The organism is Anisomitus miae (SeqCode), from assembly GCF_054906395.1.
Map to the genome: position 1 here is coordinate 280,059 of NZ_JBRACL010000006.1, position 22,310 is coordinate 302,368.

The 22,310-nt window shown below is 30.5% G+C and carries 34 protein-coding genes; 12 read left to right on the forward strand and 22 right to left on the reverse strand.

The genetic code is table 11. The features are described 5' to 3' along the window. Positions 1 to 5 precede the first annotated feature (5 nt). The 6 genes from AALI31_RS04000 to AALI31_RS04025 all read right to left on the reverse strand — a co-directional run bounded on the left by AALI31_RS04000 (position 6) and on the right by AALI31_RS04025 (position 3,980). The gene (locus AALI31_RS04000; RefSeq protein ID WP_489885236.1) at positions 6 to 803 is read right to left on the reverse strand and encodes a FliH/SctL family protein; all 798 of its coding nucleotides are present in this window, start codon (positions 801 to 803) and stop codon (positions 6 to 8) included. Further along, on the reverse strand, positions 787 to 1,794 hold the full coding sequence (gene fliG / locus AALI31_RS04005; protein ID WP_489885237.1) for a flagellar motor switch protein FliG: 1,008 nt from the start codon (positions 1,792 to 1,794) through the stop codon (positions 787 to 789). The genes AALI31_RS04000 and fliG overlap by 17 nt, the downstream gene beginning before the upstream one ends. A gap of 113 nt (positions 1,795 to 1,907) precedes the next feature. Beyond that, on the reverse strand, positions 1,908 to 2,330 hold the full coding sequence (flgC, locus tag AALI31_RS04010; protein WP_489885238.1) for a flagellar basal body rod protein FlgC: 423 nt from the start codon (positions 2,328 to 2,330) through the stop codon (positions 1,908 to 1,910). Between the two features lie 22 nt (positions 2,331 to 2,352). Next, on the reverse strand, positions 2,353 to 2,715 hold the full coding sequence (gene flgB, locus AALI31_RS04015) for a flagellar basal body rod protein FlgB (RefSeq protein ID WP_489885369.1): 363 nt from the start codon (positions 2,713 to 2,715) through the stop codon (positions 2,353 to 2,355). 29 nt (positions 2,716 to 2,744) lie between these two features. Next, positions 2,745 to 3,587 carry a flagellin gene (locus tag AALI31_RS04020; protein ID WP_489885239.1) on the reverse strand — a complete coding sequence of 281 codons (843 nt, stop codon included), beginning with the start codon at positions 3,585 to 3,587 and terminating at the stop codon, positions 2,745 to 2,747. A 42-nt stretch (positions 3,588 to 3,629) separates the two neighbouring features. Then, on the reverse strand, positions 3,630 to 3,980 hold the full coding sequence (locus tag AALI31_RS04025; RefSeq protein WP_489885240.1) for a hypothetical protein: 351 nt from the start codon (positions 3,978 to 3,980) through the stop codon (positions 3,630 to 3,632). Positions 3,981 to 4,241: 261 nt separating this feature from the next. Here AALI31_RS04025 and AALI31_RS04030 point away from each other — a divergent pair, with 261 nt between their 5' ends. Continuing rightward, a complete protein-coding gene (locus AALI31_RS04030; protein WP_489885241.1) occupies positions 4,242 to 5,552 on the forward strand; it encodes a cation:dicarboxylate symporter family transporter in 1,311 nt (436 codons plus the stop codon). A 73-nt stretch (positions 5,553 to 5,625) separates the two neighbouring features. Here AALI31_RS04030 and AALI31_RS04035 read toward each other — a convergent pair whose 3' ends face one another. From AALI31_RS04035 to AALI31_RS04045, 3 genes are read right to left on the reverse strand one after another with little or no spacing between them, the layout of a single operon-like run. Further along, on the reverse strand, positions 5,626 to 5,958 hold the full coding sequence (locus AALI31_RS04035) for a PTS lactose/cellobiose transporter subunit IIA (protein ID WP_489885242.1): 333 nt from the start codon (positions 5,956 to 5,958) through the stop codon (positions 5,626 to 5,628). 19 nt (positions 5,959 to 5,977) lie between these two features. Continuing rightward, complete coding sequence (locus AALI31_RS04040) at positions 5,978 to 6,274, reverse strand: PTS sugar transporter subunit IIB (RefSeq protein ID WP_489885243.1); 297 nt, start codon at positions 6,272 to 6,274, stop codon at positions 5,978 to 5,980. A gap of 25 nt (positions 6,275 to 6,299) precedes the next feature. After that, complete coding sequence (locus AALI31_RS04045; RefSeq protein WP_489885244.1) at positions 6,300 to 6,626, reverse strand: Asp23/Gls24 family envelope stress response protein; 327 nt, start codon at positions 6,624 to 6,626, stop codon at positions 6,300 to 6,302. Positions 6,627 to 6,883: 257 nt separating this feature from the next. On the opposite strand from AALI31_RS04045, the gene AALI31_RS04050 reads away from it, so the two are divergent. The 11 genes from AALI31_RS04050 (at position 6,884) to AALI31_RS04100 (ending at position 14,814) form a co-directional block, all read left to right on the forward strand. Then, a complete protein-coding gene (locus AALI31_RS04050; RefSeq protein ID WP_489885370.1) occupies positions 6,884 to 7,021 on the forward strand; it encodes a DUF6040 family protein in 138 nt (45 codons plus the stop codon). A 429-nt stretch (positions 7,022 to 7,450) separates the two neighbouring features. Then, positions 7,451 to 7,651, forward strand: a complete 201-nt coding sequence (locus AALI31_RS04055) for a hypothetical protein (RefSeq protein ID WP_489885245.1) — start codon at positions 7,451 to 7,453, stop codon at positions 7,649 to 7,651. Then, positions 7,618 to 7,896 (forward strand): hypothetical protein, encoded by a 279-nt coding sequence (locus tag AALI31_RS04060; RefSeq protein ID WP_489885246.1) that lies wholly within the window; start codon positions 7,618 to 7,620, stop codon positions 7,894 to 7,896. The genes AALI31_RS04055 and AALI31_RS04060 overlap by 34 nt, the downstream gene beginning before the upstream one ends. Positions 7,897 to 7,978: 82 nt before the next feature. After that, positions 7,979 to 9,343 (forward strand): MATE family efflux transporter, encoded by a 1,365-nt coding sequence (locus tag AALI31_RS04065; protein WP_489885247.1) that lies wholly within the window; start codon positions 7,979 to 7,981, stop codon positions 9,341 to 9,343. 14 nt (positions 9,344 to 9,357) lie between these two features. Further along, the gene (locus tag AALI31_RS04070) at positions 9,358 to 9,537 is read left to right on the forward strand and encodes a hypothetical protein (protein ID WP_489885248.1); all 180 of its coding nucleotides are present in this window, start codon (positions 9,358 to 9,360) and stop codon (positions 9,535 to 9,537) included. Further along, positions 9,527 to 9,658, forward strand: coding sequence for a hypothetical protein (locus AALI31_RS04075; RefSeq protein ID WP_489885249.1), 132 nt, complete (start codon positions 9,527 to 9,529; stop codon positions 9,656 to 9,658). Before AALI31_RS04070 ends, AALI31_RS04075 begins: the two co-directional genes overlap by 11 nt. Before the next feature lie 167 nt (positions 9,659 to 9,825). After that, positions 9,826 to 10,347, forward strand: coding sequence for a hypothetical protein (locus AALI31_RS04080; RefSeq protein WP_489885250.1), 522 nt, complete (start codon positions 9,826 to 9,828; stop codon positions 10,345 to 10,347). Positions 10,348 to 11,012: 665 nt separating this feature from the next. Further along, positions 11,013 to 11,603: a TetR/AcrR family transcriptional regulator gene (locus tag AALI31_RS04085; RefSeq protein ID WP_489885251.1), complete on the forward strand. Its 591-nt coding sequence runs from the start codon at positions 11,013 to 11,015 to the stop codon at positions 11,601 to 11,603. Further along, positions 11,600 to 12,358 (forward strand): EFR1 family ferrodoxin, encoded by a 759-nt coding sequence (locus AALI31_RS04090; protein WP_489885252.1) that lies wholly within the window; start codon positions 11,600 to 11,602, stop codon positions 12,356 to 12,358. Before AALI31_RS04085 ends, AALI31_RS04090 begins: the two co-directional genes overlap by 4 nt. A 337-nt stretch (positions 12,359 to 12,695) precedes the next feature. Next, entirely contained in the window at positions 12,696 to 13,982 is a 1,287-nt protein-coding gene (locus AALI31_RS04095) for an MATE family efflux transporter (RefSeq protein ID WP_489885371.1), read from the forward strand. 4 nt (positions 13,983 to 13,986) lie between these two features. After that, positions 13,987 to 14,814, forward strand: coding sequence for a MerR family transcriptional regulator (locus AALI31_RS04100; RefSeq protein ID WP_489885253.1), 828 nt, complete (start codon positions 13,987 to 13,989; stop codon positions 14,812 to 14,814). Between the two features lie 183 nt (positions 14,815 to 14,997). Here the strand turns inward: AALI31_RS04100 and AALI31_RS04105 are convergent, their stop codons facing one another. From AALI31_RS04105 to AALI31_RS04165, 13 genes are all read right to left on the reverse strand, one after another. Continuing rightward, entirely contained in the window at positions 14,998 to 15,513 is a 516-nt protein-coding gene (locus tag AALI31_RS04105; RefSeq protein WP_489885254.1) for a SpoIIIAH-like family protein, read from the reverse strand. 37 nt (positions 15,514 to 15,550) lie between these two features. Continuing rightward, positions 15,551 to 16,138 carry a stage III sporulation protein AG gene (gene spoIIIAG, locus AALI31_RS04110; protein WP_489885255.1) on the reverse strand — a complete coding sequence of 196 codons (588 nt, stop codon included), beginning with the start codon at positions 16,136 to 16,138 and terminating at the stop codon, positions 15,551 to 15,553. 13 nt (positions 16,139 to 16,151) lie between these two features. Further along, positions 16,152 to 16,733: a stage III sporulation protein AF gene (spoIIIAF, locus tag AALI31_RS04115; protein ID WP_489885256.1), complete on the reverse strand. Its 582-nt coding sequence runs from the start codon at positions 16,731 to 16,733 to the stop codon at positions 16,152 to 16,154. 18 nt (positions 16,734 to 16,751) lie between these two features. Continuing rightward, positions 16,752 to 17,939: a stage III sporulation protein AE gene (gene spoIIIAE, locus AALI31_RS04120; protein ID WP_489885257.1), complete on the reverse strand. Its 1,188-nt coding sequence runs from the start codon at positions 17,937 to 17,939 to the stop codon at positions 16,752 to 16,754. An 11-nt stretch (positions 17,940 to 17,950) separates the two neighbouring features. Then, entirely contained in the window at positions 17,951 to 18,334 is a 384-nt protein-coding gene (spoIIIAD, locus tag AALI31_RS04125; RefSeq protein WP_489885258.1) for a stage III sporulation protein AD, read from the reverse strand. Between the two features lie 9 nt (positions 18,335 to 18,343). Further along, positions 18,344 to 18,541 (reverse strand): stage III sporulation protein AC, encoded by a 198-nt coding sequence (gene spoIIIAC, locus AALI31_RS04130; protein ID WP_489885259.1) that lies wholly within the window; start codon positions 18,539 to 18,541, stop codon positions 18,344 to 18,346. Positions 18,542 to 18,557: 16 nt separating this feature from the next. Then, positions 18,558 to 19,070 carry a stage III sporulation protein AB gene (locus tag AALI31_RS04135; protein WP_489885260.1) on the reverse strand — a complete coding sequence of 171 codons (513 nt, stop codon included), beginning with the start codon at positions 19,068 to 19,070 and terminating at the stop codon, positions 18,558 to 18,560. A 14-nt stretch (positions 19,071 to 19,084) separates the two neighbouring features. After that, positions 19,085 to 19,963, reverse strand: coding sequence for a stage III sporulation protein AA (gene spoIIIAA / locus AALI31_RS04140; RefSeq protein WP_489885372.1), 879 nt, complete (start codon positions 19,961 to 19,963; stop codon positions 19,085 to 19,087). A 129-nt stretch (positions 19,964 to 20,092) separates the two neighbouring features. Beyond that, positions 20,093 to 20,650, reverse strand: coding sequence for an elongation factor P (gene efp, locus AALI31_RS04145; protein WP_489885261.1), 558 nt, complete (start codon positions 20,648 to 20,650; stop codon positions 20,093 to 20,095). A gap of 78 nt (positions 20,651 to 20,728) precedes the next feature. Continuing rightward, positions 20,729 to 20,854 carry a hypothetical protein gene (locus tag AALI31_RS04150; RefSeq protein ID WP_489885262.1) on the reverse strand — a complete coding sequence of 42 codons (126 nt, stop codon included), beginning with the start codon at positions 20,852 to 20,854 and terminating at the stop codon, positions 20,729 to 20,731. Further along, positions 20,836 to 21,123: a hypothetical protein gene (locus AALI31_RS04155; RefSeq protein ID WP_489885263.1), complete on the reverse strand. Its 288-nt coding sequence runs from the start codon at positions 21,121 to 21,123 to the stop codon at positions 20,836 to 20,838. The genes AALI31_RS04150 and AALI31_RS04155 overlap by 19 nt, the downstream gene beginning before the upstream one ends. Then, positions 21,120 to 21,500, reverse strand: a complete 381-nt coding sequence (locus AALI31_RS04160; RefSeq protein WP_489885264.1) for a hypothetical protein — start codon at positions 21,498 to 21,500, stop codon at positions 21,120 to 21,122. Before AALI31_RS04160 ends, AALI31_RS04155 begins: the two co-directional genes overlap by 4 nt. Further along, positions 21,493 to 22,272, reverse strand: a complete 780-nt coding sequence (locus tag AALI31_RS04165; protein ID WP_489885265.1) for a hypothetical protein — start codon at positions 22,270 to 22,272, stop codon at positions 21,493 to 21,495. The genes AALI31_RS04160 and AALI31_RS04165 overlap by 8 nt, the downstream gene beginning before the upstream one ends. Positions 22,273 to 22,310 lie beyond the last annotated feature (38 nt).

Consider the following 22,310-nt stretch of genomic DNA (forward strand, 5'->3'; position numbering starts at 1 on the left):
ATCTCCTAAACATCCTTTTTAAAAATTATTTCCTTTATCATGTCTAGATTATCTTCAATGTTATATTTTATAATTCCTCCGTTTCTTTCAATTAGGAAATTGCCTTTTTCGATATCTTTGCTTATCACCACATGAAAATCTCCAAATATTCCTGATTGATCTTTCCATTTACTTACCTGTTCCTTAACAAACTTGTAATTAAATTCACTACACTTTATAACAACCGGAGAACTATCCTTTATATTTTTGATACAATCATAAATTATATTGTTTAAAATATCAGAATCATTTAATTGTCTTTTTATTATTTTCGAAACCATACCAAAGATAAGGTTCTTTATTTCATCTTCTTTTGATTTGATATATTCCCTAGCTTCTTGTTTAGCGTTTTCATAAAACTCTATAGCATCACTTATTAAAGCACTTTTCTGAGATTCAATTTCCGAAATTGCTTTAGCTTTTCCCTCTTCAAATCCTTCTTTATATCCTTGAACCTTACTGGAAACTTTAGCTCTAACAATTTCTATTTGTGCATTTTCCATTGATTCATTTAAAATTTTAGACGCTTCTTTCTTTGCTCTAACGATTAGCATCTCTCCAATATTTTTGAATTTTAAGATTTCTTTACGCCTCATTCTAAATTTTTTTGTACGTATCATCTTTATCAAATCATCTTCTGATTTAATTTCCCGAGCGATATTATTCTGCATAGTGTATACTTCATAAATGTTTGGACTTATATAAATTTTTGAATTAGTATCCCGAGTTGGATTTTTTATAATTTTGTTATTGTATGATGTCATCTTCTCCTCCTCTCACAATTATTATCTCTCCTTGCTCATCTAACTTTCTTATATTTGCAACTATGCCTTGCTGAGCTTTTTCAACATCAGATAATTTCACAGGTCCCATATATTCAATTTCTTCTCTAACATTATCCGAAGCTCCCTTAGACAAATTGCTAAAAATAAGTTCTTTAACTGAGTCACTACTTCCCTTCAAAGCCAAAGCTAGATCCTTCTGATCTATGCTTCTGAGTACTTTTTGAATGTCAGCAGATGTAAGAGTAACAATATCTTCAAAAACAAACATAGATGCTCTAAGTTTTTCAGCAAGTTCCTTGTCTTGATTTTCAAGACCACTAGTTATATTTCTTTCTGTATTTCTATCAACTCTATTCAGCATATCTACAAGTGACTCGAGACCTCCAATAATAGCTGATTCTGGTTTAACAAAGTTTGATAATTTGTATTCCAAAACTCTTTCTACCTCTTTAACTGCATATGGAGATGTATTTCTTATTGTAGCAACCCTATAAGCAACATCATTTTGTAAGCTATCTGGTAAACAGCTCAATATCTGTGCAGCCTTTTCAGGTTGAAGATAACATAAAACTAATGCTATAGTTTGAGGATGCTCATCGATTATAATATTTAACAATTGAGTTGGATCAGCTTTCCTAACGATACTAAATGGTCTATATATGTCTGTAGCTTCTTTAATTTTATCAAGAATCTCAACCGCTTTATCTCTACCCAATGCTTTGCTTAAAATATTTTTTGCGTATTCAAATCCACCTTCAAGTAAAAACTCTTTTGCTTTATTCATCTCTATAAATTCATGTAAAATCTCTTTCCTTTCATCGACAGTTACAGAACTAATGGTTGCTATCTCAAAGGAGATTTTATTTATCTCATCTTCATTCAAATATTTCATTATCTCCGATGCAATTTCTGAACCTAATGTTATCAGTAAAATTGCTGTTTTTTGTACACCTGAAATTTTCTTTTTCAATTAACACGCCCTCCTATATAAAATTAGTTTGTGTAAAATTTTATATTTTTAAGCGTGGTTTTAAACAATAAAAGCTTCTAACACTAATCTTGTGATAGAAGTCTTTATGTTTTTTATCTTCCAATTTCCAAAGCCTTAAGAAACATTTGCTTATTAGCGTTAAATGCATCTGCATTTGACTCATAAGATCGTGTTGCCATAATCATATCTGCCATTTCATTTAGAATATTAACGTTACTTGTTTCAACGAATCCTGCTTCGTTTGCATTTGGATGGTTGGGATCATATGACATCTTAAAAGGGCTTGGATCTTCAATAATTTTAGAAACCGTAACACCCTTAAATTTGTTTAGCCCTTTAGCCGATTTATCTATATATTGATTAAAGACAGCGATTTTCCTTCTATAAGCTTCAGATCGATCTGTTCTAACGGAATTATAATTTGCAATATTTGAAGATATCAAATCCATTCTCATTCTTTCTGCAGCAAGTCCACTAGCACTAATCCTCATAGCACGAAAAGCATTATTCAACATAACAATCCTCCGTTTTCAAATTTTAACCTCTATTGATAGCTAACGATGCCAATTGAAACTTATTGTTAATGGAAGAAATCAACGCATTGTACATTAATGTGTTAGAAGCTTGATTTGCTTTTTCTATATCTATATCTACATTATTACCATCACTTCTCATACTTGTTCCTTTATCCTTTACAATTTCATAAGATTCATTTTTCAATAAAATATGTTTCTCGTTGGTAGTTTTTAATGATGCTCTTTTCACTTTAGAATTTAAAAATTCTTCAAATTTCACACTAGAGCGTTTAAAGTTTTTTGTATTTATATTTGATAAATTATTTGAAATGACATCTTTTCTAACTGAAGATACTTCAAGTGCTGTTTTTAATAAATCATACAATTTAGTCATCACCTCAAATTCGAAAAAAATCAATTATACAGTTTCCCTATAGCATCTAAAATATCTGCTGGAAAATATATTGTTTTACTCATATTTTTTATGTTAGCCTCAGTAAGTACAAGAGTTTTTGAAAAATTCAACATTTCGAGAGCTATATCTGCGTTTTCAATTTTGCTTTTTGGACCTGTCAATAATTCTTCTAAATCACCTAAATTTTTAACTTTATCTTCAAGCGTATTACTAAGAGCACCTAACTTTGACCTTGCATCTAGAACTTGACTATTTGCATTGTCTAATTTTTCCAAAATCGATGATGTTTCAGAATTGATTATGTCCAAATTTGCTATACCAAGATTCTCAAGAGATAAGTTGTATGTAGGAATTTTAGTAATCCCTCCTGGATTTCCAGTAGATAGCGATTCAATGTTCCCCGGTTTTGAATTATCTTTAACATCTGTATCGCCCAAAATATTAACACCATTGAAAGAAAAGTTTCCAACTTCAAATTCTATGTCTTTAAGCAATGTGTTAACTTCGTTGCTTATAATTTGTTTTTCGTTATCCTCAATTGTACTACTCGTAACGCCTATAACCAATTCCCTAATTCTAGATATCCTATCATTCAAATTAGACATGACGCTATCAGCAGACTGAATCATACTAATAGAATCTTGAATATTATTTTCAGATGATTGATATCCCCTTATCTCTTTTTCTAAATTACCCAATTTCGAAACATAATTAGGGTTGTCCTTAGACGAATTAATTTTTTTACCAGATGAGATATTATTGATACTCTTAGAGTGTTCAGAAATATTTTTTTTATACGCTTGCAAGGTTTTTAAAGCAGTCGAATTAAAAGTTAATTTCATAAAAATACACTTCCCTTCTACTCCATTTATTATCTAAGTTATCTATTGTAAATTTTTTAATTTCATTTGCCATTTGTATAAAATATACTTAATCTCATACTTTAAAATTTCATTACAAAGTTCATAATCGTTTGAGTGAAAAGCTTTTCCAAAACTTTCTAGTGCAAAAGTTAAATCTAGTTCACCCTTAAGTATTAGTTCTTTTAAAGAGTTGTTACTTTGTATGAATTTAAAGAGCTCATTAAATTGGTTTCCAAATTCACCAACATATGTTTTTATAACCTCTGAATTTTCATTTTTTACAACTACACTACAAACTTTGTCTAAAAAACTAGATAACTGAATTATATAATTATTACACTCATCTAAATATTTCATATTTAAACCTATCATAAATTCTATCTCCAATCTAATTATGTTCAATTTTAACCATAATTATTTAAATTTATATTTTAAAAATAAAATTCAACGAGAGACAAATTTCAAAATTATAAATTTTAATATTTTAAATTTGTATTCAATATATTAAAATGTATTAGAGTAGTTTTTTATAAGGAGTTTTTTATGGGTAATAGTTTTCTAAAAGATTTTTTAATGATTAGCTCTTTTAATACTTTGAGTTGGCTAATAATTTTAGCTTTTATTTTTATATTTATGTTTTTTTTAAAGAAAAAACATGTAAGTTTTTCAAATAGGATGTTAACAGGGACTGGATTAGGAGTTGTTTTAGGATTCGCAATACAAATTATTGCAAAATTTCCCGAAAACCCCACAGAAATAACTTGGATAAATGAATCTACAAAGTGGTTTTCATTATTTGGAAATGGCTTTATAGATTTGGTTAGAATGATAATAGTACCTCTAATTATTATTTCGATAATACACATCATAGTAACTATGCAACAAAATACCAAATTTAAACAACTAACCATTTATACGTTAATAGTTTTATTTTCGACAGTTGCTATTGCAACTTTAGTTGGTATAACTATGGCTATTTTGTTTAGGCTTGGTATAAATTCGACAATAACTGGTGGTACTTACGAAATTAAAGAAATTAATTCAATCGTAGATATCTTGAGAAATCTTATTCCTAAAAATCCAGTTGAGGCAATGTCAAATTCTAACGTCATAGCAGTAGTTATATTCTCGATTTTTATAGGAATGGCTGCTAAAAAAATGAGCAAGGCTTTTCCTAAAACTCTAGATAGCTTCAATAAACTTATAGAAGCATTACACAAAATTATAATAAGTGTTACAATGACAATAATGAACCTTATGCCGTATGCAGTAGTACCGTTACTTGCAAATACAATTGCTCAAAGAGGCATACAATCAATTTTAGACGTCATACTTTTCATTATTGCATTATATTTAGCAATAATTGTAATGTTTATAATTCATTTAGTTCTTTTAGCTACATTTGGGTTTAATCCATTGATATATATCAAAAAATCATTTCCTTCATTGATACTAGCTTTTACATCAAGATCCAGTCTTGGATGTATTCCTGTTACAATTGAAACACTTGATTCCATGGGAGTAAATTCTGCTACTTCAACATTTGTATCTAGCTTCGGAGCAACTACTGGAATGAATGGATGTGCTGGAATATTTCCAGGAATGCTAGTAATAATGGTTGCAAACATGACAGGGAATCCTATAGATTTGAGTTTTCTAATTATGTCACTTCTTGTTATAACAATAAGCTCTGTTGGAATAGCTGGAGTTCCAGGAACTGCAACAACAAGTGCCTCTATAAATCTTTCTGCTGTAGGATTTGGACAATATTTTGATTTGACAAGTCCAATATTGGCTATTGATCCAATTTTAGATATGGGAAGAACAATGATAAACATCAATGGAGTTTTAACAGCATCGTTGATAGTAGATAAAAAATTGGGACAAATCGATATGAATAAATTTAAAGATTTAGATTCTAAGATAGATGGTAGATTAACATAAAATAAGTGGAATTTTAAATTCCACTTATTTTTTTCACCGAAAACAAAAAGCCACTTTACAAAAAGTAACTCATTCATTTAATTATTTGATTTTCATATAATCGTTTATACAAATCTACAAATTCCATCGCAATAATTTTAAAACTTTCCGCACTCATTAGTTGATCCTCAGCATGAACTAAAATCAAATTTACATTATCACAACTATTGCAAGATGACGTATCAAACAAAAGCTGCGAGTGTATAACATGTCCCTTACGAAAAGCATCTATTCCGTTTTTTATAGAATCGTACGCTTTTTCAAAATTATTCTGCTTGGCATATCCAATAGCTTCTATATAATATGACCTAGCACTTCCTACGTTTGATATTATCTCAAGACTTCTCTTGCGAAGATCTTCCCACAAATAAAATCACTCCTTACTATCAATTAGCAAAGCACTGCTTGAGTATATTTTTACAATTCATAGATACGTAATCCTCTAAGCCAATCAACAAAATAGACTTATTATCTGTGACAATTCTCTTAATTTTATTAAAAAGATACCTAACTTGAGGTGCTAACAAAATAATATCTGCTTTAGTAATGTTTTCTTCAACTTCAATATCACCTACAGACCAAACATTAACATCAAAATTCATTAACTTAGCGAATTTAATCATTTTTTGCACAAGCATATTAGTCGACATACCTGACGAGCAAACCAACAAAATATTTTTCATAAACACCTTCCTTTTTAAATCGAATCTACTGTGTTCTTAAAACTCTTTGGACATAAACATTTATCTCTTCGACTTTAACACCAGTAAACGTTTCGATTTGATTTTTAACATTTTCTTGAAGTTCTCGTATTACCTGAGGAATCTTTATCCCATAGTCTACAGATACGCTTACATTAACGCTAGTCTTGTTATTATTAACCATAACTTTAATCCCTTTAGAAATAACTTTCTTATTCAAAGAACTATTGTTATCTGCACCAAACAGTGGATATACTCCTTTTATTTCACTTGCTGCAATTCCAGCTATGACTGTTATAACGTCATCCGATATCTTAATAACACCGATGCTCATATATTCCACCCCTCCAAACTAACTGCTCTACAATTATATCAAATGATTATTTCAAATTCTATATTTATTTTAACAAAAACTGTTAACTTAAATTCCAGTTTAATGAAATATGCAATCCAGTTATTTCTGGAATCGTATACTGACTGATAATAATATTGATTTATAGGGGATGTCTGGCAAGCATATGAATATTTGAAATATTTATCTGTATAAAGATTGCAAGTCCATATAAGAAATTCTGTTGAAATAGGATTACCATAGTGGTGATACTTACAAGCATGGCAATAGTAATCTACTTCGGCGTATTGATTAAAGACAGTATTGACAATTTGCTTCTTCTTTTGTTATTCGTACAACTCGTATCCATCGGAATCAGATGGTATGTGAAAGATTAGTAGGAGTTGAGTTATTCTATAGTATTTATTCAGTATGAGAAATAAAAAATTTATCTGATATTCACTTACTTTTTTATTGACATAAATCCTATTTAGGAGGATAAATGTCTAATAGAGAATATGTACGAAGATTGATCAATGCAATTTATTATCTAGATGGTCTTTATGAACAGGGAGGAAAATTATCAGGTGTTGAAGGAAACATGACAGTTTTTTTGTATGCACTTGATGATGGAAAGACGCATACACAAAGAGTTTACAGGAAGAATGGNTTGTTATTCGTACAACTCGTATCCATCGGAATCAGATGTATGTGAAAGATTAGTAGGAGTTGAGTTATTCTATAGTATTTATTCAGTATGAGAAATAAAAAATTTATCTGATATTCACTTACTTTTTTATTGACATAAATCCTATTTAGGAGGATAAATGTCTAATAGAGAATATGTACGAAGATTGATCAATGCAATTTATTATCTAGATGGTCTTTATGAACAGGGAGGAAAATTATCAGGTGTTGAAGGAAACATGACAGTTTTTTGTATGCACCTGATGATGGAAAGACGCATACACAAAAGAGTTTACAGGAAGAATGGATGTTACCTCGCACTACACTTAATACGATTGTGAAACGATGTGAAAAAGAAGGATACCTCACATTAGAACGTGTACAGGGTACAAAAAGAGAGAAGGCACTTTGTTTGACGGATAAAGGAAAAGCGTATACCAAGGAAGTTCTAGCTGATATCTATGCTGTGGAGGAAGAGGCAATTTCAGAAACCCTGAAAGAATGTTCACCTGATTTTGTATCACAATTTGAACTTTTCGTATCAAAACTTGATAAATATTTTAAGAAACATGAAGATGACAGATAATCTGAGGAGAAATTATGACCTCTGCATTAACAACATGAATTACTCAAGGTGTAATGACTGGTAAGACAAAAAGAGGTTATTTGTGAAGGAAAATTATTTGATGTTCGAAAAACTGTCCCCTGCGAAGCTTTTGCTAAAATGTGCACTTCCTGCTGCACTTAGTATGGTTTTTAGTGGATTGTATTCCATAGCCGACGGAATTTTTGTTGGGCGTTGCATTGGCTCAGATGCTCTGTCTGCGGTAAACCTTGTGATGCCGCTGATTGTCATTGCTTTTTCGCTTGCAGAATTAATTGCAACCGGCTCCTCTGTTCAACTGGCAACTCTATTAGGTCAGAAAGAACATGACAGAGCAAATCGTACATTCATCGTATGTATTAAAGTCATTGTTGGTATGTCCTTTTTGATTGGCTTGGCATTCTTTTTCCTATGCAAACCGATGCTCGTAATGATGGGAGCAGATGGAAACGCTTTACAATACAGTATCAAATACATTCGTGTATATGCTGTTTTTGCTCCACTTATTATTGTTTTCTTTGCTGTTGACAACTATCTCAGGATTTGTGGAAAGCAAAACTATAGTATGATACTGAATATTGTAACTGCAGTATTGAATATCGTATTAGATTTTTTATTAATAGTTGTTTTAAGGAAAGGTATCTGGGCGGCAGCCCTTGCAAGTTGTATCAGTATATCGACTGGTACAGTAATGGCATTTTATCCATTTATCAGAAATAGGATGAAATTAAAATTTGTTGCAGGCGACATTCCTTTCAAACAGTTTGTTCAACTTGCAGCGAATGGATCTTCTGAGTTTTTTGGAAGTATTGCAGATTCTGTTTTTTCGTTTGTTTTGAATATTGTTCTGCTTTCTGTGGGTGGTGCAACAGCCATAGCAGCAATGTCAGTTGTAATGTATGTGGAAAGTCTTGTTGCATCTATGCTGTTTGGTATGGTTGATTCCATTCAACCGGCTATAAGTTATTGTAATGGAGCCGGACTTCATAAAAGAGTCTGGGATTTTAAAAAATGGGTTCTTGCTGTTGCAGCCGCCCTTTCCATAGCTGTATATCTTATCCTTAGGTATTGTGGAGCTTTTGTTGTTCCATTCTTTGTAAAGTCGGGCGAAACAGAATTGCTGACATTCAGCATTCATGCAATGAACCTGTATGCATTATCTTATCTGGTAAACTGGATAGATGGATGTTTGTCTGGCTTTCTGACTGCTCTTGGGCAGTCTGGAAGATCATTTGTTGTATCTATTATGGGAACACTGGTACTCCCTCCTGCCGGACTTGCAATCATGGTTCCATCCATGGGACTGGATGGAGTGTGCCTTATGCCACTGCTTTCAGGTGTTTCTAATGCAGTGCTTGCAATCGTATTAGTAATCACTATGAAGAAAAATTATAAAAATGTTAAAACTGAAAATGGAACATATATGTAAGGAGATTTTGCATAATGAATATAAACACAATAAATATATTGAACAGGATTTTTGGAACGGGAGTTTTTTCAAAAGATGAAGTAAACACCGTACGCCAGATTGAACTGGACATAGCAAAAGGGTTTGCCATTTTTGTTTATGATCTGGGTACACACGGCAGAGACTTTCAGCACAGGAACAGGCTTGGGTTGTGAGATTGTATATAACTTTCTTGGTGGACCATTTTCAGCACCTGTATTCGTGGTATGTATGAGCATTGGAATGTGTTACGGAAGAAAAACAGATGTGAAGGATTTTGTAAAACGTGATATATAACTTTTGTTAATAGGACTTATTCTGAATATTTTTCGTTCCTGAACTGGATTATTTTCCCAGTGTTAGGCTATCTGTTTGCAAAAGTATTCCGTCATCTGGTGGATAAAAAGACATTTTATCTGAAAGCATCCATAGCTGGTGGAGTGCTTGGATTTGGATATCTGATAATGGCTTATGTGTTTAAATTTTCTTTCGGAATGTATGGAGAAAATGGTTATTACTATTTCTTAGGACCGGTTGATACAATTTCAGTGCTGCTATTGGTTGTTGGAATTTTTGGGTTTGATTATCTGCTGCTTCCGGTTCAGGATACAATGCCTATGCGTGCACTTAGGAATATGAGCAAAAATATTAACACTGTTTACTGTATTCAGTGGACTTTGATTGAAGTTTCAGGGATTATTCTTAGTGGTATTGTATTCCCGGAAGATGGATTGGCATTTGTTCCGATAACTTTTCTTATGGTAGTTGTTGTACTAATTTCAGGAGTTGTGGCTCACTGGTATCAGAAGAGAAAATTCTTTAGTACAAAGCCGGGAAAGATTGCTCTTGGCTGTATTCTTATTATTATAACGGTTATCAGTCTGATTGGACAGACACAAGCAGTTCCTTTGGATATGTTTGAAGACTATGATTTTTCAGAAACAAATCAGATTACAGGGATGAATATAAAGATTAGCATACTCTGATTTTATTATTGTGTGTGATTATTATAATGTATTCACCTGTCTGGGTCAGTTACTTACTTCATGCTGCTTTTGGATGGGTATGGTGCACTGCTGTTGCTTCTGCTTATCTGCTGTTTTTTGGCAAGTACATTTACACTATTTTTTAGATGTATATATGTTGTATAACCCTATCCATAAAAACAATGCAGGTTTAAATCAGGTATATACAAAACAATAGCAGTAAAGGATGATTTTGTGGTATGTTATATACGATTGAAAATCAAAAATATATTTTATACTTTACCTTGCAGTCGATGAAAATGTTCGATCTAACGGATATGGAAGCAAAATACTAAATCTTGTTAAGAGCGGAGCGAATGGAAAAAATGTTGATATGTCATCATATAAGAGAAATTGCTACAGAAACTATTCTTTGGCATATATACTCCGAAGATTGAAACTATATAATTTTTTAAATTTAGTATAATAGTTGATGATATAGAAAATAAAATCAAGATGGCAGTGCATGATAGTGATATGCACTGCCATTTTTTAGATGGACATTTTTTTGAAAGTATCCAAATATGGTCAAGAATAAATAATTGTAGATTGATTTTCAATCACAAGGTTGATAAATTATACGCATATGGACATTTGTATATAAATATTCAATTGGAGTGATTGGGATGAAGATTAATTTATCAGATAAAATAGGCAGATTTGCGAAACGTACATTAGCAGACTTTTCAGAAAAAATAATTATACTGCTAGCAGATATGCCATTGGAAGAGATTTCTGTTCAGAAAATATGTGATATTTGCAATTACCCGAGGTCAACGTTTTATAACTATTTTGATGATATTTATGATCTAATGGATTATTGCTGGATTGCGATTATGAAAGATATAGACATAGAAAAATATATGAATGTTCAAGATGAACATAACACAGAACAGATATTTTCTCTTCTGTACGAATATCTCAACCAGTATAGACCACAGATTTATCGAATTTTATTAAAAAACAGTTTAGAAGGAACATGCATAGCTTCTTTGCGGGCTTTTATGAAAAATCAGTTAAGGCAAGTAATAAGTAAGTGTCCTGGAGCAAAAGATTTCCCACTCCATGAAGATGTTATGGTTGATTATTATGCTGCTACAATTGAAATTCTGCTAGAAAAATGCTTTTTTGCAAAGGAACAATTAACCAAAGGAGAAGCATTAAAAGCGGTCAGGTTTCTGCTAGGAAGTGTAGAAAAGGAGGCTCACAGAAAATGATTTTATATTTCAGTGCAACAGGAAACGGAAAATATATTGCAGAACAGATTGCAGGTGCGACAAATGAAAAATGTATGTCCATCGTAGAATGCATCCGTGAAGACAAGTATTGTTTTTCAAACGAAGAAATACTTGGAATTGTAGTACCGACTTGTTTCTGGAGACTTCCACGGATTGTTGCAGAATATCTGGGAAAAGTCAGAATAGAAAATTGCGGATATACATTTTTCCTTGTTAGTTATGGTACAACGACAGGTAAAGCAGGCAGTATGGCGAAGGATATTATGACTCATAATGGACAGAGTTTTGATGCCTATTTCAGCGTAATTATGCCAGATACATGGACACCAGTCTTTGATCTTACAGATAAGAGAAGAGTTGATAAGTGTCTGAGCGATGGGAAAAATCAGCTCACATTTGTTATCGATAATATAACATCAAAAAGAAAAGATGATTTTATAGACAGAAAACTGCCTAAGTGGATAGCAGCAATTCCATCAGCTTACATGTATGTGATAGAGAGAAAAACTAAAAATCTGTCCGTAAATAAAGAGGTATGTGTTGGTTGTGGTATGTGTGCAAAAAAGTGTCCAGTTGGGGCAATACAGATGGAGGAAGGGCGTCCTGTTTGGAAATCGAAAGAATGTGAAATGTGTTTGGGCTGTCTTCACAGATGTCCGAAATTCGCAATCAGTTATGGCAACGGAAAAACTACCAGACATGGTCAGTATAAAAATCCATACACTTCAATTTAGAAAATGGAAAAAAGTTTATACATCGGGAACACTCTCTCCGATAACTTAAACCAAACTATGATAAACTTAGTATTTTCAAAGACTTAAGGATATTTGATAATAAAATGTACTGACATCTAGTGTGATAACCGTTGCTACACATTATTTAGTATTGATCCATTTGTTAGAATGTTGCTTACGTAAGACATTTTTAGTAAATAGCTTTTTTAAAAGTTTCTGTTGACTCTATAACGATTGTAGAGTTTATGATATGGTTATATTGTATAAGAAAGAGGAAATTGCTATGAAAAAAGGTCTTACGACTGGAAGTGTATTTAAAAATGTAATTTTGTTTTCGATGCCATATTTACTTTCCTATTTTTTGCAAACGCTCTACGGGATCGCAGATTTATTTATTATTGGGCAATATGATGGTGTAGAAAGCACTACTGCGGTATCTATTGGTTCGCAAATCATGCATATGATTATCGTCATGATTGTTGGTCTTGCTATGGGTACAACTGTTAGTATTGCACAAGCAATTGGAGCGAATAATAAAAAACAAGCATCTAAGGCTATTGGAAATACGATTGTTCTATTTATGGGCATTGCTATCGTTGGAATGGTATTGCTACTTATACTAGTACATCCTATTGTATCAGCAATGTCTACACCCGCAGAGGCTGTAAAAGGGACCGTTACATATTTGATAATCTGTTTTATTGGTATTCCATTTATTACAGCATACAACATCATCAGTTCTATTTTTAGAGGCATGGGGGACAGCAGGAGTCCAATGTATTTTATTACTGTGGCATGTGTTGTAAATATCGCATTAGACTATCTTTTTATGGGTACTTTTAAACTTGGTCCTACTGGTGCTGCACTTGGAACAATTATTTCTCAGGCGATCAGTGTGCTGGTATCTTTGATTGTTATTATGAAAAGAAAAAGTGTTGTGCTTATTAAGACAGATTTCAAAGTTTATCGGCCAGTTATGGGTAAGATACTATCTATTGGTATTCCAATCGCTGTGCAGGATGGTCTTATTCAGATTGCTTTTATTGTGATAACGATTATTGCAAATCAGAGAGGATTAAATGATGCTGCTGCGGTAGGCATTGTTGAGAAAATTATGAGTTTTCTATTTTTGATTCCATCTTCTATGCTATCTACTATTTCAGCTCTTGGAGCACAGAATATCGGAGCAGGGAAACAGGAGCGTGCCATTAAAACTTTGCGATATGCTGTTTTAATTGCAGTTGTATTTGGAATATTAGTGACTATTATAATTCAATTTACTGCTGAACTAATTGTATCTTTATTTACAGATGAAGTAAACGTAATACAGCTTGGCAGTCAGTATTTGAGGGGCTATATCTTTGATTGCATTTTTGCAGGTATTCATTTTAGCTTCAGTGGTTATTTTTGTGCTTGTGGAAAATCTGGACTATCATTTTTACACAATATTCTAGCAATTGTACTGGTTCGTATACCCGGAGTTTATTTAACATCACAGATATTCTGTACAACATTGTTTCCAATGGGATTAGCAACAGCAGCTGGTTCATTATTATCTGTGTTAATATGCATGATCGCATTTTATGTGATATGTCACAAGGAAGCAGCAGAGAAAGGATCGTAATTATATGGACAGAAAAGGATTATTTTCAATAGGTGAAGTGTCAAAACTTTTTCATATCAGTGTAAGCAGTCTGCGACATTATGAAAATGTTGGACTACTTCATCCAAAATATATTTCACCAGATACAGGATACCGTTATTATGGAACAGAACAGTTTGAAGTACTCAATACTATCCGATATTTAAGAGCTTTAGATATACCATTAGCTGAAATAGAAGATTTTCTGAAAAATAAGGATATAGGTAATATAGAAGAAAAACTAATGAAACAAAAAAAGATTATCTTGGAAAAGCAACAAAATTTAAATCGCATTGAACAAAAAATAAACCACCGTTTGAAGAGTTTATCAGAGGCACAGAATATGCCATTAAATACTGTAACATTAGTACAGCTTCAAGCGAGTCGTATTGTATGGATTGATACTCCATTGAAGATAGAAGATTCACAAGATATGGAAGCTCCTATTAGAAAGTTAGATCAATCACAGGTAGAAGCAGTTGTATTTCTTGGTAAGGTGGGACTTGGAATTTCAGCAAAGCATTTACAAATGGCAGAATACAAAAAATATGATGGTATCTTTCTAATATTGGATGATGAAGATATCTATGATGGTGAAACGACTACTATGGAAGAAACATTATGTGTGCGTCTGTGCTTCCGTGGCAGCCATGCAGAAGCTCTCCAGCAGTATAAGAAATTGTTGAATCATATAAGAAAACATAAAATGCAAATTATTGGATTTTCTCGAGAGATTACGCTCATCGACTATGGCATTACAAATAATCCGGAAAAATTTGTGACTGAAATTTGTATTCCTATAAAATGTGATTAATTAAAGGATTTGATATTAAGTTTGGGGTTAAAAAAGAAATTTTTGATATTTAAAAACTTGGTATAGACAAGGAGGCTGTCACGTTATATGTGACAGCCCCTTTGAACATTTTTTAAAGCTTTTATATTGTGGTTTTGTATAATCCATACTGTTACAGTGCAATAAAGCAGCCTAAAATATGAATTATTTTCTCAACTCAATTTCCACATTTTTAATTTTAGCAACGCTCATAACAACTTCTTGAATTTGTTTTCTTTGATTTTCACTTAACTCTTGACCTTTAACAAATACCCTTGCTTTATCATTTTCGATCAAACATAGTATTTCTTCAAAACCTTTTCCTTTAAGTGCAAGCTCTATTTTTGTTTCATTTTCTTGATCCATCACCAATGCTATTTTTTGTTTTGCTGCAGTATCTCTATCAAGTTGTGAGATATTTTCATTATCTATTACTTCTGCTAAGTGCTCTAAAGTTTCTGATGACTTTTTATCCCTTATAGATTTTGCCTCATAGAAGAAATCATAACCTATTTCGTTCTCCTTTGCATCTTTGTTGTTTGATATAGTAACATCATCTCCAGTTGTCATAGATATTGTTCCTAAATCTTTCATTGAACTGTTCACCTTAGCGGCTAAAACTCCAGCACAAACAATCAATGCAAGCAATGCAAGTATAACTCCTGCTTGTTTTTTATTCATAATAAAATCCCCCTAAAATTCAGTTGTTTATTCTTACCTATTGTTCTTCCATAGGTATAACACTAACTTTACTTTCGCTAATGTTGTACAAAGAAGATACTATTTTTGTTAACTCATACGAAAGTTTTTGATCATCAGCACCTTCTGCAACTATAAGTATCCCTAATATTTTTGGATAATATGTTTTTAGAATAAGTGGCTCAGTGCTATTACCTTGATTTGACATCACAACTTTAGCACCATCTTTATTGTTGTTATTTACTCGATTCCCTCCATTGCTATCCCTTTCCTCCGTTACTGTATTTGATTTCTCACTATCAAGTGCTGGAATAAGCTCCTCTCCACCTTCAAAATTCATAATTACATCAACTTTGCCCACACCTTTTATCTTTGACAAAATATTTTTCAATTCATTTCTAACCTTATCTGGATAAGTATCAGATATAAAGTTATTGTTTTGTGAACTTTCATTTGAAGATCTGTCATTTGTAATATTTGAAAATGTTGGTGTTGAACTATTAAAATAGCTAACCACAAAAATCATAATCCCAGCTATTATAATTAATATAATCATATAAGTAAATTTATTACTTTTTCTTATAAATTTTTCTTTTATTTTTTCCATAAAATGAACCTCTCTAGTATACCTTTATTATATTTTCTGGTATATTTAATTCATTAGACAAAAACTTTTTTATTTCTCTGAATTTTGAACTTTCCCTATCTGACTGATCATAATTCTCCACATTTCCTATAACTACCTTTTCAATAGTTTCAATGTTTTTTATACCCTGATCTTCGACTTTAACAATGAGCTCATTTATTTTGAAATTTTCCCCCTCATAAGAGACAGACACATCCACATCGAAATTATTTTTTTTAAAATTGTTCTTCAGAATATTCTCACAATTACGTGATAGATTTTCTCGAAAATTATCTATGGTTGTCCTCTTAACACGCTCACTATATTCGTTTAAATTATTTTCTATGTAATCATCAAACTTATAAACATAATCTTCATTCAGAGTTATATCTCTATATAAGTTATTATCCTGCTTTACAAAACTTATTATTGGATTTATTACGACAACTATAAAAATAAGTCCAAGTACAAATCTTGAGTATTTTTTGATACTATTTTCTGGTAAGACAAGCTCTATTGCTGTCATAAATAAAATGCTTACACAAATATCACTCACCCAATTTTTCAAAACTTCCATTTCTAAAAATTCTCCTGTTTATACACCTATTATTAATTTACCGGCAGAAGCTATTATAGAGATCATTACAAAAAATAATACAGATACCACAATAACACAGGACATTATGAGTATTAATGAATCTCCAACAGAGCTTATTGCAGATACAATTCTATTATCAGATATTGGTTCTATTATTGCTGCTGTTAATCTATACAATGTAGCCATTATAAAAATTTTAATTATTGGGACAACTACGATAGCTATAACAATCAAAAGGCCCAACGAACTTACAGCATTTTTTAAAAGTATCGAGTACCCAGCAACTGTTGCAATGGCTTCAGATATTGCCTTGCCGACTATTGGTACAAAATTATCGACCGCAAACTTAGCTGTTTTAGCAGTTACAATATCTAAAGATTCAGCTGTGAAACCACGTATTGTAAGCATACTTATAAAAAATGTTATAAAAATTCCTTGTGCCCATAAAACAACTTGATTGGTATATTTAACAAGATTTGATATCTTAAAATTATTTGATATATTGTTAGCAAATTGAAGCATGAATCCAAGCAAAATTACTGGTATTAAAATATTCAAGTAAAATGTAGGTCCTATATTTGTAAGTAGAATAATTATTGGATCTAAGGTAGCAACTTGACTTACTCCACCTGCAGATAGTAATAATGTACTTAGTACTGGTATAAGGACTAACAAAAAATTATTTAATTCGTTGATGGTTTCTTTAGCTATATCAATTCCTATAAGGAATGTTTTTGATAAGATTATTATCAACAATGCATAACATGCATAAAAAGCTACATTGGATAAAGTTTGGTGTGAAAACGCTGTTTGCAAGTTTTGTATTAACGAACAGATAACGGCAATAATTATTATTGAAGATAATCCACTTAAAACCAAAATCACCTCACGCAAAACAAACGAAAGTATATTTTTGAAAATTGTTTTTCCTATGCTTACTCCTTCTGTTCCACGACTCATAATTGATTTTACATAATCTTGAGGATTTAAATCTTTCAAAATTTCAATATCATCTTTCATGTTAATTATGTACTCATAAAGATTAGATATCTCTTTTTCATTTTCTTTAACTATATTTTCCATACTGGATTGAGTGCTATTTTCTGTTGCAACACTCGTATTAAAGTTCAGTGTGTATAAAAGTAATGTAGCTAAGATCACACATAAAAATAATTTCTTTACCATAAATCACCCCTCTACATAATGTTTAATATTGACTGTAAAACAGCCATTAATATCGGTATTGCCAAAAACAAAATTAATATTTTACCACCAAATTCAACCTTAGAAGCAATACTGTTTGATCCAGCATCTTTACATATTTCACTACAAAAGGAAGCTATATAACTTATGGCAAGTATCTTGAGTACAATATTTAAGTACACAGTATTTATATTTGCTTTTAAAGCAATTTCTTGAAGGAATAATATTATTGCATTAAATTTACCAAACACAAAAATAAATATAACTACTCCTGCAAACAAGGAAATTATTATGGCTAAATCTTTCCTACCTTGCTGAATAATTATTATAAAAAATAGTGCTATTAATGCAAAAATTGCGATTCTTATGATATCCATAATTCCCACCTACAATTGAAACATTGTTTTAATCGTGTTAAATAGATCTCCTATAAGTTGTATAACCATGAACAATATAAGAACTATACCTAAAATATTAGATAGAGTAGCATATTCCTCTCTTCCAATGCTTTTTAAAACTTTATCTAAAATTGCTACAAGGATACCTACTCCTCCTATTTTAAAAATAACAGAAAAGTCCAACATTAAAATATTCATCTCCCTATATGAGGAAAATAACAATCATTGCTGCCACTCCAATTCCCAAAGTACTATATACTTTATTATTTTTATTTTTTAGGTCGATAGCATCTTTTATTTGATCATTAATTCTTTTTGTAAAAACATCAAATATATTTTCAAAAGAATTAAGATTGTTATTTTCAAGATTAGAAAAAAAATCATATACCATCTCTAAATCTGATTGATTTAAATATAATTTGACTTTATTTAATTCAAAAAAGTTTTTTACGACATCAACAAGATTATAAAATTCCCCTTTTTCAATATCATTAGATATTTCAATTAGTATTTTGCTCAGCTCGCTTTTTTTCGAACATGAAGATTTGATAGCGTAAGATATTGGCGTACGCATAAAAATTATATTATTTTTCAGGGAATAATAAATATTTTCAAATTCTTGAAGTTCCTTTACCCTAATCTTAAAGCCATTACCCAGCATTATACCGATTGATGATATACATATAAAAATAATAACTAAAGCCAAAAATTTCATAAGCAAAATACCCCTTAAATTTTTTTTATTTTTTCTAGGGTACCAACTCCATTCTTATTATTAAGGACTAAAATACATTTAAATATTTTTTCAACATCAATACTCATTCCACACATTCTTAATTTTCTATAAAAGTCTTCTTCACAATTTCCATGTATTGTTGATATTATTGAAACTCCAGAGTTATAAGCTATTAAAATACTCTCAAAATCTTCCTTAGTACCTATTTCATCACAAATTATAACTTCTGGTGCCATAGACCTTATGGCTAAAATAATCCCCTTGCTTTTTAAACAATTATCATAAACATCTGTCCTAATACCAACATCCAATTGAGGTACTCCTTGAAAACTGGCCGCTATTTCACTTCTTTCATCTACAATGGAAACTTTAAATCCTTTATTAAGTGGTGATTCTCCATTTGATATAATTCTAGATAAATCTCGTAAAAGAGTAGTTTTACCACATCTGGGAGGAGAGATTATGAGAGTATTTACGATAGAATCATGATTATATATATAATTTATAAATTTTTTCCCAAATCCTAAAACTTCTCTAGATATTCTTATATTGAGTGATGAAATATTTTTTAAATACTTTATATTTCCATTTTCAAAAACCCATTCTCCAGTAATTCCTATTCTGTGACCACCATTTATAGTTATAAATCCCTGCTTTATATCTTCTTCAAATGCAAAAATGGAAAATTTACTCATTTTATTGATAATTATCCTAATATCTTCTATACAAATTTTTAATGGTAATATTATCTCTTTGTCTGAAAAGATTAGCATAATTGGTCTATTTATTCTAAGTCTAATTTCTTGTAAGTTATTGGATGAAATATATTTTTCTATATGGCTTTTTAAATTTATGGAAAATAAATTTAATATATCCTTTAAATTATTAATAATTTCAAACCTCCTTTTTTTATTAATATATTTTTTTTATTATCTTTTATTACTAAAAACAGTAAAAAGTTGTTAGCAATAAACTAACAACTTCTACACAAAAAATCTAAATTAAACTCTTTCCATATATTCACCTGTTCTAGTATCAATTCTAATTTTATCACCTTCATTAACAAACAAGGGAACTTGTATCACAGAACCAGTTTCAACTTTTGCAGGTTTTAAAGTATTTGTAGCAGTATTACCTTTAAATCCAGGATCAGTTTCAATTACTTCTAATTCAACAAAATTAGGAGCTTCGACAGAAAAAGCATCCCCTTTATAAAATTTTATGACAGCATTCATACCTTCCTTTAAGTATTTCACTGCTTCTTCAACTTTTTCGTAATTAAGGGGCACTTGCTCATAACTTTCCTGATCCATGAAATAATACAACGAATCATTGTTATAAAGATACTGCATTTCTTTTCTTTCAATTATTGCTTCTTGAAATTTTTCTGAAGGATTAAATGTTCTCTCAACAACCCCTCCTGCTATAACATTCCTTAATTTAGTTCTTACAAAGGCAGCTCCTTTACCTGGTTTCACATGTAAGAAATCAATTACTATGTATACTTGACCATCATGTTCAAAAGTTGTACCTTTTCTCAAATCTCCAGCTGTTAACATAACAATTTAAACCTCCAATTCTATTCTCTCGAGCAAAAATAATTTTAACAAAATAACATTATTTATTCAATATGTAACTTAAATTTCAGCAGACATGGCTACATCGTAGTCAAAATTATTTTTTATAATACTTATTTCATTTATTTTTAAACCATATATAGTGTGTAAAAACTCTATAAACTTATCTAACTCTGATAAATACATACTTTTTGTATATCAAATTTAATATTTGATTCACTATCGATAGATATATTATCTAAAACAATATCCATATCCAGTAAATCGTTCTTCAATTTCACAAATTTATTACCATTAGCTTGTTTAAACTCATTCTCTATATCTAATACATGTTTATTAATAAAGCTATCCCTATCGATTCGAATTTTCAAGTTAATTGAGATAATAACCAGTAACAATAAAATAAAAATCAAACCATTCAATAAGAATTTATATATATTTAGTATTTTATTCATGATTTCACTCCAATTTCAATTTCATATATAAACTTTCCATCATTTTCTGATGTACATGTATATGAAATCACATTAAACAGATTTCTATCTAAAGTATCAATTATTTCATAAATATGTCTCTTATCTAGTACAAGCATACCTATATTTAAATTACCATTACTCGTATAAACTATCTTTTCTAAATTTAGTCTCATTTCGCTAATTAAAAATTCTATACTTTGCAAATACTGTATGTTGTAATTTATGTCCTCCTCTACGTTATCATAAACTTCCACACTATTACTAAACATACTACCATGAGTAGAAACTATATTATTAATTAAAAGTGCTGACACTGTTAATAATAGTGAAATGTAAATACAATACTTCTTATGCATTTTTCTTAAAATTTTCTTTCTTATTCCAAAACTTAGAAAATTTACTTCTGATATAGTCATGGTTTATTAGAATCTCCTCCATTGTATATTCTATAAAATTAAACTTAAATTCATAATTATATAAATCTTTACTTTCATTATCATTTAAAAAGTAAATGTTTTTGTCTAAAGTGATGCCAAATTCATTTCTCACGTAATTAATTTTACTTTCTAAATAATCACTGAGATATTTTAAATTTTCTCTACTTATATATTCATTCAGAAGTATCAACGAGTTTTTCGATACAATAAAGTTATATTGGTCGTCACTTACTTTATTTAGAAATATTCCTTTAGGTATGGAGAATTTGAGAGTTAGATACTCCAACATTATGAATTGTAATGGTCGAATAATCAAATAGGATTTATTAATGTATTTTAATACGTTTTGAACATTATCTTGAATTTTTATGGCATACAATAAAATTTTTACTTGTCCTATCTCTACTTCTGAATCAAGTAAAAAATAATCATACAAAATATCTTCTCCAAAACCATTAAAATAAAACTTTAAGGAATTGACGACCCTTTCATGTATGTAATTATCAAGTGGCATACTAAGTGGCTTTATTAAAAAATCCTTAATCTCAAATGTTACTATGCAATTCTTTATATTAAACCTATTTATATCTTCAATATAAATTTTGGATTTATTTGCTTTTTCATATCTATTTGTGATCTTTTTAAAATACACATCACATTTATTTTCATGATAGTAAATTAAATTTTTCATAATCCCCCTCCATGAACTAAACTCTAAAGATACGTGCA

Excerpts from the sequence above, each read along its gene's own strand:
- AALI31_RS04000 (WP_489885236.1), bottom strand. The coding sequence starts at position 803 with ATGACATCATACAATAACAAAATTATAAAAAATCCAACTCGGGATACT.
- flgC (WP_489885238.1), bottom strand. The coding sequence starts at position 2,330 with ATGTTGAATAATGCTTTTCGTGCTATGAGGATTAGTGCTAGTGGACTT.
- AALI31_RS04020 (WP_489885239.1), bottom strand. The coding sequence starts at position 3,587 with ATGAAATTAACTTTTAATTCGACTGCTTTAAAAACCTTGCAAGCGTAT.
- AALI31_RS04025 (WP_489885240.1), bottom strand. The coding sequence starts at position 3,980 with ATGATAGGTTTAAATATGAAATATTTAGATGAGTGTAATAATTATATA.
- AALI31_RS04030 (WP_489885241.1), top strand. The coding sequence starts at position 4,242 with ATGTTTTTTTTAAAGAAAAAACATGTAAGTTTTTCAAATAGGATGTTA.
- AALI31_RS04040 (WP_489885243.1), bottom strand. The coding sequence starts at position 6,274 with ATGAAAAATATTTTGTTGGTTTGCTCGTCAGGTATGTCGACTAATATG.
- AALI31_RS04045 (WP_489885244.1), bottom strand. The coding sequence starts at position 6,626 with ATGAGCATCGGTGTTATTAAGATATCGGATGACGTTATAACAGTCATA.
- AALI31_RS04055 (WP_489885245.1), top strand. The coding sequence starts at position 7,451 with ATGTCTAATAGAGAATATGTACGAAGATTGATCAATGCAATTTATTAT.
- AALI31_RS04060 (WP_489885246.1), top strand. The coding sequence starts at position 7,618 with ATGTTACCTCGCACTACACTTAATACGATTGTGAAACGATGTGAAAAA.
- AALI31_RS04070 (WP_489885248.1), top strand. The coding sequence starts at position 9,358 with ATGAATATAAACACAATAAATATATTGAACAGGATTTTTGGAACGGGA.
- AALI31_RS04080 (WP_489885250.1), top strand. The coding sequence starts at position 9,826 with ATGGCTTATGTGTTTAAATTTTCTTTCGGAATGTATGGAGAAAATGGT.
- AALI31_RS04085 (WP_489885251.1), top strand. The coding sequence starts at position 11,013 with ATGAAGATTAATTTATCAGATAAAATAGGCAGATTTGCGAAACGTACA.
- AALI31_RS04090 (WP_489885252.1), top strand. The coding sequence starts at position 11,600 with ATGATTTTATATTTCAGTGCAACAGGAAACGGAAAATATATTGCAGAA.
- AALI31_RS04095 (WP_489885371.1), top strand. The coding sequence starts at position 12,696 with ATGCCATATTTACTTTCCTATTTTTTGCAAACGCTCTACGGGATCGCA.
- AALI31_RS04100 (WP_489885253.1), top strand. The coding sequence starts at position 13,987 with ATGGACAGAAAAGGATTATTTTCAATAGGTGAAGTGTCAAAACTTTTT.
- AALI31_RS04105 (WP_489885254.1), bottom strand. The coding sequence starts at position 15,513 with ATGAATAAAAAACAAGCAGGAGTTATACTTGCATTGCTTGCATTGATT.
- spoIIIAG (WP_489885255.1), bottom strand. The coding sequence starts at position 16,138 with ATGGAAAAAATAAAAGAAAAATTTATAAGAAAAAGTAATAAATTTACT.
- spoIIIAF (WP_489885256.1), bottom strand. The coding sequence starts at position 16,733 with ATGGAAGTTTTGAAAAATTGGGTGAGTGATATTTGTGTAAGCATTTTA.
- spoIIIAE (WP_489885257.1), bottom strand. The coding sequence starts at position 17,939 with ATGGTAAAGAAATTATTTTTATGTGTGATCTTAGCTACATTACTTTTA.
- spoIIIAD (WP_489885258.1), bottom strand. The coding sequence starts at position 18,334 with ATGGATATCATAAGAATCGCAATTTTTGCATTAATAGCACTATTTTTT.
- spoIIIAC (WP_489885259.1), bottom strand. The coding sequence starts at position 18,541 with ATGTTGGACTTTTCTGTTATTTTTAAAATAGGAGGAGTAGGTATCCTT.
- AALI31_RS04135 (WP_489885260.1), bottom strand. The coding sequence starts at position 19,070 with ATGAAATTTTTGGCTTTAGTTATTATTTTTATATGTATATCATCAATC.
- efp (WP_489885261.1), bottom strand. The coding sequence starts at position 20,650 with ATGTTAACAGCTGGAGATTTGAGAAAAGGTACAACTTTTGAACATGAT.
- AALI31_RS04150 (WP_489885262.1), bottom strand. The coding sequence starts at position 20,854 with ATGTATTTATCAGAGTTAGATAAGTTTATAGAGTTTTTACACACTATA.
- AALI31_RS04155 (WP_489885263.1), bottom strand. The coding sequence starts at position 21,123 with ATGAATAAAATACTAAATATATATAAATTCTTATTGAATGGTTTGATT.
- AALI31_RS04160 (WP_489885264.1), bottom strand. The coding sequence starts at position 21,500 with ATGCATAAGAAGTATTGTATTTACATTTCACTATTATTAACAGTGTCA.
- AALI31_RS04165 (WP_489885265.1), bottom strand. The coding sequence starts at position 22,272 with ATGAAAAATTTAATTTACTATCATGAAAATAAATGTGATGTGTATTTT.